At 65.5% G+C, this 10,530-nt stretch carries 4 protein-coding genes; all 4 read right to left on the bottom strand.

Annotated elements, in window-relative coordinates; translation table 11 throughout:
• Window positions 1-56: 56 nt before the first annotated feature.
• The 4 genes from QX108_RS09850 to QX108_RS09835 all read right to left on the bottom strand — a co-directional run bounded on the left by QX108_RS09850 (window position 57) and on the right by QX108_RS09835 (window position 10,524).
• On the bottom strand, window positions 57-3,815 hold the full coding sequence (locus QX108_RS09850; protein WP_315781491.1) for a S8 family serine peptidase: 3,759 nt from the start codon (window positions 3,813-3,815) through the stop codon (window positions 57-59).
• 445 nt (window positions 3,816-4,260) lie between these two features.
• Entirely contained in the window at window positions 4,261-7,149 is a 2,889-nt protein-coding gene (locus QX108_RS09845) for an NF038122 family metalloprotease (protein WP_315781488.1), read from the bottom strand.
• 199 nt (window positions 7,150-7,348) lie between these two features.
• Window positions 7,349-9,460, bottom strand: coding sequence for a TIGR04372 family glycosyltransferase (locus tag QX108_RS09840; RefSeq protein ID WP_315781485.1), 2,112 nt, complete (start codon window positions 9,458-9,460; stop codon window positions 7,349-7,351).
• Window positions 9,457-10,524, bottom strand: coding sequence for a glycosyltransferase family A protein (locus QX108_RS09835; protein WP_315781482.1), 1,068 nt, complete (start codon window positions 10,522-10,524; stop codon window positions 9,457-9,459). Before QX108_RS09835 ends, QX108_RS09840 begins: the two co-directional genes overlap by 4 nt.
• Between the last annotated feature and the right edge of the window lie 6 nt (window positions 10,525-10,530).

The raw sequence follows: 10,530 nt of genomic DNA, 5'->3' as shown, positions 1-10,530 counted from the left end.
ATCTGCTTTGCCATGGCTTGAATACCGCCCGCCGCCAGCGGTTCGGAACTCCGGTCTCAGACCAGATGGAAGCTCGACAAATGGGCCAACAGATCGGCCGCCGACACGTGCTGGATCGTGATCGTATCCAGCGCCGCATCGGTGATCACGGCATTGCCCGCAGCATCCTCATGGATCGCCGACTGCAGTGCGGAGGCGTCGGCGAAGATGCTCTGGCTGAACACGATCTTGTCGGCGCCGACGTTGAAGTCCGAGACCGTGACCTGCCCGAAATGCGGGGCGAAGACGAAGGTGTCGTGCCCCTCCAGTGACACCGAAGGGGATGCCGTGCCGCCTGTAGCTGCCGCGGCGGTTCGCGTGCCGGAGATCAACGTGCCCCCTTGGCCGTCGGACGCGAAGTGGAAGCTGTCCTGTGACAGGGAGCCGATAAAGTGCAGCGATGCGCTGTTCGTTCCGTCGCTCAACGACAGCACCCCACTGGTTTCATCGAAGTGGGCCTGTAGCGACGTGAAGGCGATGCTCTTGAGGTCGATCTGATCGCCGGTGCTGCCGAATCCGACGAGCTCGCCGCTGAAGGACGGCGAGGCTAGGACCACGTCGGCCGCGCTCGACGTCACGGCCTGCGCGCTTGCCGCCACGGAGCTGCTGGACGCCGGGATACCGATCGTGCCGTCGCCGTTCAGGTCCTGCTGGAAACCGGTCTCGAGCTGCTCGAGCGCGGCGGAGCCGCCCGATGTCGCGCCGATGGCGTTGCTGACATAGTTGCCGCTGCTGTCGGTGTTCCAGACGGTGTACAGATCGGCCCCCGCCATCTTCCAGGCCACCTGGTAGCCGCTGCCGGACGTTTCTGCTGCAATCGCCGCCCAGCCGCCGAGCTGGCCCGCGACGACGACGCTGCCGCCGAACTTGACCTCCGGGCCGGTGCCGCCGGAGAGCGGATTCATCAGGTAGGTCGTGCCGGACAGCGCCAGGCTCGTCGACCCCAGGGATTCGACGACGGTCACGCTCGGCGTCACGTTCGGAGCGCCGATCGTGCCGTCACCATTGAGGTCCTGGTGGAAGCTGGCCTCCAGAGCTTCGAGCGAGGCGGCGCTGCCTGAAACCGCGCCGGTCGCGTTGCCGACATAGTTGCCGCTGCTATCGGTGTTCCAGACCACGTAGAGGTCGGCGCCGGCCATCTTCCAGGCGATCTGGTAACCGCTCGCCGTGGCCTCCGCGCCAATCGCCTGCCAGCCGCCGAGCTGTCCGGCGACGACGAGACTGCCGCCGAACATGACCTGAGGACCGGTGCCGCCGCCGACGGGGTTGAGGAAATAGCTCGATCCGACCAGCACCAGGCTAGTGGATCCGGCCGCTTCGATGACGGTGTTCGGAATGCCGATCGTCCCGTCGCCATTCAGATCCTGCTGGAAATTCGTCTCCAGCAGCTCGAACGCGGCGCTGCTGCCGCTGACGGCGGAAATGGGATTGCCCGTGTAGTTGCCGCTGCTGTCTACGTTCCAGACCGTATAAAGGTCGACGCCCGTCATCTTCCAGGCGATCTGATAGCCGCCGCCCATGGCCTCGCCTGCGATCGGGGTCCAGCCGCCCAACTGTCCCGGCGCGACCGTGGAGCCGCCGAACTTCACCTGTGGTCCGGTGCCGCCACCTGCGGGATTGAGGAAATAGCTGGTGCCGGATTGAACGAGGCTCGTCGTCCCCACCGCCTCGATGACGGTGCTGGCAAGGCCGATCGTGCCATCGCCGTTGAGATCCTGACTGAATGACGTTTCAAATGCTTCGAACGCCGCCGATCCGCCGGAGACGCCGCCGATCGCGTTGCCGGTGTAGTTGCCGCTGCCGTCCACGGTCCAGACGGTGTAGAGATCTTGGCCCTGGAATTTCCACGCGACCTGATAGCCGCCGCTGCCATTGGACTCGACGCCGATCGGCATCCAGTTGCTGAGCTGGTGAACGACGACGTTGGCACCGTTGAACCGCAACGCCACCGTCGTGCTGCCACCGACGGTGTTGAGATCGTAGATGACGCCGACCTGCGCGAGGCTGATCGATCCGAGCGCCTCGATGACGGTATTGGCATAGTACGGAGCCGAGCTGACGGCTGGATTGATCTGGGCCAGGCCCGCACCGGCCACCGCCTGGTTGCTCATCGGGATGGCGGTCTGCTGCAGGATCACCGAGACGTCGGCGTAGCTCAGCGTTGCGTTGGCCGTCAGGATCAAGGCGGCGATCGCGGCAACGCTGGGGGCGGCTGCAGACGTACCGTAAAAGGCGCTAAAGCCCGAGACCGTGGTCGCGATGTTGTCGATGCCGGAGACCACGACAGGACTGAGCTGCAGCGGCGTCGTGAGGCGTGTGCCGTCATTGGCAAACAGGATTTCCGTCCCGGCTCCCGATGACGAGAAGCTTTCCGGGACGGGGGTATAGCCGAAGGCCGGCGTATACGCGCTGTTGACGGCTCCGACGGTGATCACTCCCGGCGTCATCGCGTGACCGAAGACCGTCCCGGCATTGGCGCCGCTGATGGAGACCGAGAGACCATTGCCGGCCAGGATCTCCTTGATCGTGGACGGCGTGGGACCCGACACGTCTGCAATCACGATCTGGTACGTGCCGGAGACCCCGAACTGCAAGCCGATGAACGGATTCTGGTTGTAGTTGGGAGCGTATCCGAGGTACTGCCCGTCCTTGTACACGCTGACTGCGAGGTGCGACGCGGCCTGACCCCAGGGCTGGTCCCATTGCACGAGCAGGCGGGCGCCCGCGGTCACGGTGATCGTTTGCGCGACATTGCCGCCGAAGCTCAGCGCATTGCCGGCGAAATAATTTCCGCCGATGCTGCCGGAGGTCGACGTCCAGGACGTCTGATAGGCCGAGCTTCCGTTGTTGCCGGCCGAGGTCACATAGGTCACGCCCATGGCCTGAACGGTCTGAATCGCCTGGGCGACGATGCCGTTCTGGAAGAACGGCTCATCCGTGTAGCTGACGTCGTCGACGATGACCTTGCAGCCGGCATTGGCCAGCGCGATGATGCCGGCGGCGAAGTCCTGCTCGCTCTGCGTCGCGGTGTAGAAGGCCAGGCTGGCGTCGGGCGCGATGTCGTGGATGATCTGCATCATCGCACGGCCTTCGTCCGATCCGCCGGACGGCGCGTCCTTCAGGATCTGGATCTTGGAGGCGGATGGCAGTTCGCCACTGGCTTCGTCCGCCGCGGCGCCGCCGAGATTGTTGAAGCTGCTCGAGAGGACGCCGATCTTGATGCCGGCGCCGGTCACGCCCGTGGAGTTTCCGCCGAGCGCCTGCACGATCTGTGCGCCGTTTGCGGCCTGTCCCGAGACCGCCGAGGTGATGGCTTCGGCCACCGCGTCCTGTATCGACGTATGGACACTGCCGCTCGGTCCAGTCTCGCCCGATGCGACCTGTTCGGACCCGCCGAGCGACCTTGCCTGCAGCGATGCGCTGGCGCCGTACCACATCTGGGCGGCGGTCGAGATGATGAATCCGCCTGAGCCGAAGCTCTGTGCGGCGGCATGCGCGGTCTCGGCGGCGGCGTCCGCAGCCAGTGCGGGCGGATTGAACGACGTTTGCTGGCTGATCTGCCAGGTGGAGCTGGTGACAACCGCCGTCCAGACGGTCTGGCCGGCCGCATCGTAACCCGACGTTTGGGCCTGCACCGTCACTTCCGGCAGCTTCCCGATCGACACCATCGTCTCACCATGGGCATGGGAGGTGATGCCGCTGGCCTGGCTCGTCGCTTCAGCCGGAGAGTCCGTGGTCGATTGCGCTGGCGCCGAATCGGCTGGTCGATGCTGCATCGGCCTGACGACCGGCGCGGAGACATCGCCGGCGCCGGATGCATCCGCTGCAGGCTCGAGAGGGGTGTGATGCCCGCCGGCAACGGGATCGAAAATCAGGGACTGAGCGGCCTCTCGCCAGCGGTGGGACGTTTCCTCGGCGCGATCAGATTCGTACAGCATGCATGAAAATTATTGTTGATCCCGCCCCGGAGTCCGACAGGAGAGATGAAAGTTGAGCATCGCGCAGTGATGCCCTGCGAATTTGTGTAAAATGTTACTGAAGAATGGCGCCGCCGGCCATATGTCGCGGTTCGATTTGTGTGATTGAATTCAACCGCGGGTGGCGTTCATGGCAGCGGTTGTCGGCGTCGGCTGACCGGGCTTTGCCCCAGGCCGCATCGTCGTCGGCGAAGGTCGCGCAATCAGGCGGCTTTGGCAGGCGCAGATGAGCGGTGCGGTCCGATCAGACGAGATGGAAGCTGGACAGATGGGCCAGCAGGTCCGCGGTCGTGACATGCTGGATCGTAATACTGTCCTGCGCCGCGTCGGTGATAACCGCGTTGCCGGCCGCATCGTCATGGATCGACGCCAACAGTGCCGACTGGCTCGCGAACACGTTGTGGCTGACGACGATCGTGTCGCTGCCCAGGGTGAAATCGGCGATGCTGACCTGTCCGAAATGCTCGGCGAAGACGAAGGTGTCGTGTCCGGCCAAAGAGACGGATTGCGGCGCAGTGCCGCTTGCGGGACCCGGGGCGCCTGAGATCATCGTTCCGCCGTGGCCGTCATCGCTGAAGTGGAAGCTGTCCTCCGACAGCGGACCGAGGAAGTGCAGCGCTGTGCTGCTCGTGGCGTCGCGAAGCGACAGCAGCCCGCTTCCGGCGTCGAAATGCGTCTGCAGCGACGCATAGGCCATGCCGCCAAGGTCGATCTGATCGCCGGTGCCGCCGAAGCCGACCAGATAGCCGCTGAAGCTGCCAGACAGCGTCAGCATCACGTCCGGGCTGCTCGCGGACGTCAGGGATTGCGTGCTCGCCACGACGTGAGACGGCACGCCGATCGTACCGTCGCCGTTCAGATCCTGGTGCAAGCTGGTCTCGAGCGTCTCGAGGGCTGCCGAGCCGCCTGGAACGGCGCCGGTTGCGTTGCTGACATAAGCGCCGCTGCTGTTGGTATTCCAGACCGTGTAGAGATCGGCGCCCGCCATCTTCCAGGCGACCAGGTAGCCGCCGCCTGAGACCTCTGCGCCGATCGGATTCCAGCCGCCGAGCTGACCGACGGTGACGACGTTGCCGCCGAACATGATCTGCGGCCCGGTGCCGCCGCCGACCGGATTGAGAAAATAGGTCGAGCCGGACTGCACCAGGCTCGTCGATCCCAGCGCCTCGATCACGGCTGACGGAATGCCGATCGTGCCGTCGCCGTTCAAATCCTGGTGGAGGTTGGTCTCCAGCGCTTCCAGGCCGCTATTGGTGCCGCTCAGGGCCCCGATCGGATTGCTGGTGTAGCTGCCACTGCTGTCGGCATTCCAGACCGTATAGAGATCGGCCCCGGCCATCTTCCAGGCGATCTGATAGCCGCTACCGAAGGCGTCGGCGGCAATGGGGGCCCAGCCGCCGAGCTGACCGACGGTAACGACGCTGCCGCCGAACATGATCTGTGGTCCGGTGCCGCCGGCCACGGGATTCAGATAGTATGTCGATCCGGACTGGACGAGCTTGGTCGATCCCAGCGCTTCGATCACGACGGTTGGAATTCCGATCGTGCCATCGCCGTTGAGATCCTGGTGGAGGTTGGGTTCGAGCGCTTCCAGCGCGCTGTTGCTGCCGCTGAGGGCCCCGATCGGATTGCCGATATAGGCGCCGCTGCTGTCGGCATTCCAGACCGTGTAGAGGTCGGCCCCCGTCATCTTCCAGGCGATCTGATAGCCGCTGCCGACGACGTCGGCAGCGATCGGGGTCCAGCCGCCGAGTTGACCGACCACGAGATTGGCGCCGCCAAACTTGATCTGCGGACCGGTGCCGCCGCCCACCGGATTGAGGAAGTAGCCATTGCCGGACTGAACCAGACTGGTCGAACCGATTGCCTCGATGACCGTGGTCGGTACACCGATCGTGCCGTCACCGTTCAAGTCCTCATGAAAGAGCGGCTCGAACGCCTCGAACGCAGCCGAGCTTCCCGAAATGCCGGCGATCGGGTTACCCGTGTAATTGCCGCTGCCGTCGAGGTTCCAGACCGTATAGAGGTCGGCACCGGACATCTTCCAGGCAACCTGGTAGCCGCTGCCACTGGTCTCGGCCGCGATCGGGGCCCAGCCGCCCAATTGTCCGGGCTGGACGATGCTGCCGCCGAACTTGATCTGCGGGCCGGTGCCGCCGCCGACCGGATTGAGGAAGTAGCTCATGCCCAGCTGAACCAGGCTGATCGATCCCAGAGCCTCGATCGTGACTGGCGTGGCGGAGATGAGATGGAAGCCGAGCGCATCCATCTGCTTGAGATCCACCGCCGTCAGCGTCTGCAGCGTGTTGTAGGTGTAGAACTCGTTGAAGGGATCATTCGCTCCCTGCACACCGCTGTTCAGGAAGTCGCTGGGATCCGAGGATTGACCGTAATCCGCCAGCTTCGTCGTGCCGCCATCGAGCGAGAAGTAGGCCGTGCCCGCCGTTGCGCCGCCGGTCATCAGCCGGACGCCCGGACTGGAGAATCGGAACAGGTCGAAGATGTCGGGCTGCGGCCCGTAGGGGACGCGGCCGAAGGCGTGTGTCAGCTCGTGCAGCGCCACGCCGACCAGGAGGTTTGGATTGATATCGGTCGCGAACGTCGCGCTGCCATCGTCGGTGGTCGTGTCGTTGGCGCCGAGCCCGCCCCACAGCTTCAGCTGGGTGTTCCAGACCGCGACATAGGACTGCCCCTGGATGCTGGAACCGGCCGGCAAGGCGTTGAAGGTGGTATCGCCGGGGCTGGCATAGTTGATCAGGTTGGACCTGACGCTGGAATAGGTCATCCACTGACCGCCGTCAGGGCCCGCTGCTGCGCCGCCACCGACGCCGCTATAGTCGATCTTGATGTTGACCGTGATCCGATCCGAGATCACCGACGTGAGGATCGCCGCCGCCTGCTGAATGCCGGCCCGGAAGCTCGCGGGCGCGTTCATGGCGGCGGTGTCGAACAACAGGTTGATCGTCAATCCGCCGGCGCTCACCGCCGTAACGGCGCCGACACCGGCGAAATCGCCCTGCGCGAGCAGCGATTCGACGGCCTCTTCCGGAAGCTCGACGGGATTCGACGGAGGTGGGCCGACCCCTGCGTCGTAGGGGTCTGCGATCGGGGAGCCCTGTAACTGCCCTGGCATTGCGTCGGTTCCTGCCATTCGCATCGAGCGGAGCATAGATCGTCAATTCCGAATCGCGCAGCGTGCGATTCGCGACCATGCTAGACCTACCTATCAGGCCGATCGTCTTGCCCGAAGGTTAATGGCTCTACCGAGGGACAGGAAAACTACTGGCGATGGCTGCTGCGGGCGTCCATTGAACGAAGGCTCGCTTGCACGTTCAACCGAGCAGTTCCGGCAGCCGGTCGAGAAATGCCGGCACTGGTAAGGCAGCACCAAAATTATAGGGGTTGCCAGCGAGAGCTGCGTGATAGCGATCGAGCAGGGGCCCGCCCGCGCGCAGCGATCTGCCGGCATCGTCCAGGCAGTCGAGCTTGTAGCGAACGGCCTCGGTGATGTCCTGCGCGCTGTTCGGGTGGATCTCGAGCCCATGGCGCGACAGCACGGCGGTGTCGATCAGCAGCGCCTGCAGCGGCTGGCGATAGGTTTCCTTCAGCGACAGATAGCGCCTGTTGCGCCGGTCGTAGACCGGACGCACCGTGAAGTCGGTGCGCTCGTGCCAGAACTGACAGTCGTTGGAGATGCAGTTGACGAGCAGCATCGGCGTTCCCAGCGCCTGCACAGCCGTGGTCAGCCCCGACGTGGTCCCGACGAACAGGCGCGCGGCCGCGCAGAGATAGAGGTCCATCTCCGCCGACTTGATGTCGCTATGCGCATAGTCGAACACGCCGGGCACCTCGCTAAGCGGGGTCATGCTGCGGTCCCCGAGGCGCACGACCACGCCGCCGCGTGCGACGATGTGAGCGATGGCGGCGAGGTAGTCGCCGACATTGGCGGAGCGATGCTGCCGCGTGGTGCCCGGCCCGTCACCGTGATAGCCGCCCTCGCGGATGTGCATCGCGACGAACCAGCTCGCCGTGACGCCCGCCGCGCGCAGTCGGGCCGTGCCTGCCTTCATCAGCTCCGGCGGCACCTTCACGATCGGGCCGCGCTGCTGCGCAGCCCAGGCGACCTGCGCGCGCGAGGCCGCGTGGGCCCACGGCTCGGCCACGCCATTCTGGCCGCGCACCGCGATGAACTGGTCGCCGACCAGCCGTTGATAGGGAAGCAGATCGTCGACGAGCGCGGGCTCCTCGATGATCGTGACATGCGGCGCGAACAGCCTGAGAAACGGCTGGTTGACCACCTTGCCGGGCGGGGCGAGCAGCACGTAGTTGGCGCGCGGCAGCATGCCCAGCGCCGCCATGCGCAAATGGCAATCGATGAAGCCGACATGGCCGATCAGCGTCACCCATTCGTAGCCGAGCAGCCGCACCGGGAGCGTCGGATCGAAGATGCTGCTGGAGGCGGCGATGCGCTGCACGAGCGTCTCGGGAATCGACCATTTGCGCGCCAGCGCATCCTGGTGATCGAGCGCCGCCTGGTAGCTGCGGAACGTGTCGTCGTAGCGGCCCTGGTGATAGAAGTTCTCGCCGAGCTGGATCAGATTATCGTAGATCAGCAGCTCGCCGGCATTCTCCAGCTCCCAGGCGCTCGGCGTGTAGGTCGACGGATCGTAGCCGCCCGCATAGTTCTGATGCGCCATCACGGAGCGGGGATCGCGCGCGACCGATGCCTCGAAGCAAGCGGCGGCTCGGGCGTGGTCGCCGGCCAAGGCATGGACGGCGCCGAGCTTGCGCAACGCGTTGCCGTCGTCCGAGGCTGCGGCGGCTGTGAGGAAATGGGCCGCCACCGGCAGATTGCCGCGATACATGTGGGCGACGCCGACCGCGAAATTGATCGCGAAGCTGTCGATCGTCTCCGGCTGCGGCACCTCGCGCACGATCCGGTCATAGGCGCTGCACAGCGCCAGCGTGGTGAAATAGGCCTGGGCGCCGATTCCGGCGCGGGATCGGACCTGGCCGCGGAAGATCAGGTTCAGCACGCGCACCGCACGCATCGCGCTCGGCTTGCGGCTCGCAGCGAGATGGACCTGAGCGGCCGCCGCCAGCGACGTCGAGATCAAGCGGGCCAGCAGCCCGCCGACCCGCGAGCCCTTTGCCAGCTGCCGATCCATCAGTCGCAGCAGCCTGGCGCCGGCCGGGGCGACGATGAGCCTGCTGTCGACGATGTTTGCGGCGCGGGTGGTCAGCGGCAGCAATTGCCGGCGTCTCGCGCTGAGGAACGCGTAGAGGCGAAACGCCGATGTGGTCAGCCAGGTTCTCGGCGACCAACGGCTTCGCGGCGGCTGCGGTGATGGTTGTCTCGGTGGAACGACGCGGATCGAGGCCGTGGTCGCCTGCCGCTTGCCGAGGCGGTGCCGAAGCGAGCCGATGGGTGCACGAACCGTCATCGTGCGCGGTAGCCCGGCGTCGCCGAGATGATCGAACGTCGCGCTGCGGTCTGGGCGAGCAGGCGCGTGAGCGACATCGGCCGCGTCCGCAGGGTCACCCAGGCCAGCGCGGCAACACGGCCGATGGCTCCGAAGCTCAACGTCAGCCGTAGCAGCTGCGTATCGAGCATCGTGCCGCCGAGCAGGGCGGACACGCGCGCCGCCTTGGCCGACGGCGCCGTATCGCCGCCCAGCACGGTTCGCGCGGCTCCGAAGCGGTTGCGCCGCGCGAACAGCGCGCCATAGCCTTGCGGAAACAGCTGGCTTTCAGCGATCAATGTGCCGATCTCCGCGAGCTTGGAATTGAGCGAGGCTGGATCGGTGGCCGTCGCCGTCGAATAATTCTGGCCGTGAATGCGCCAATAGCCCAGCGCATCGGCAATGAAATAGCAGCCATAGGTCAGCCCCAGCCGTCGCGCCAGAAACGCATCGGAGAAAGAGCCGAGCTTGACGTCGAACCCGCCCAGCGCCTGCAATGCGCTGCGGCGATAGAGCGATGTGGTGCCGGAGAAGTAGTTGTCGCCGACGCGCAGGATGCGGCGGACGTCCGCCGGCGCCAGCATCGTGGAGGCGGACGCCGGCAGCATGATCGGCCGCAGCATGCGTCTTGCAGATGGCCCGTTCGGCCCGATGATCTCGCAGCAGGCGAAGATGAGGCCGGCGTCCGGGTGATCGGCGGCCTGCGCCATCGCCTTCTCGAGATAGGTCGGGTGCAGCGCGTCGTCGGCGCCGAGAAAGCCGATCCAGTCGGTGTCCGCGATGGCCAGCGCTTCGTTCTGGCCGCGTACGACGCCCTGGTTGATCTCGTGACGGATCAGCCGCCAGCTCGGCCGGTCGGGCAGGAAGCGTGAGATCACCGCGATGCTGTCATCCGTCGAACAGTCGTCGATGATGATCACGCGGTCGGGGGCTCGGGTCTGGGCAGCGATGCTGCCGAGCGATTCCGGCAGGTAGTGGGCATGATTGAAGTTCGGGACGACCAGCGTGACGGTCGGCGTCGATGCGCGGGCGGTCGTCGTGGTCATGGTTGA

This window comes from Bradyrhizobium sp. SZCCHNR1002 (assembly GCF_032381435.1).
Taxonomy (GTDB): Bacteria; Pseudomonadota; Alphaproteobacteria; order Rhizobiales; family Xanthobacteraceae; genus Bradyrhizobium; species Bradyrhizobium aeschynomenes.
The sequence above is the reverse complement of the archived record's forward strand: the minus strand, read 5'-3'. Positions and strand labels throughout refer to the sequence as shown.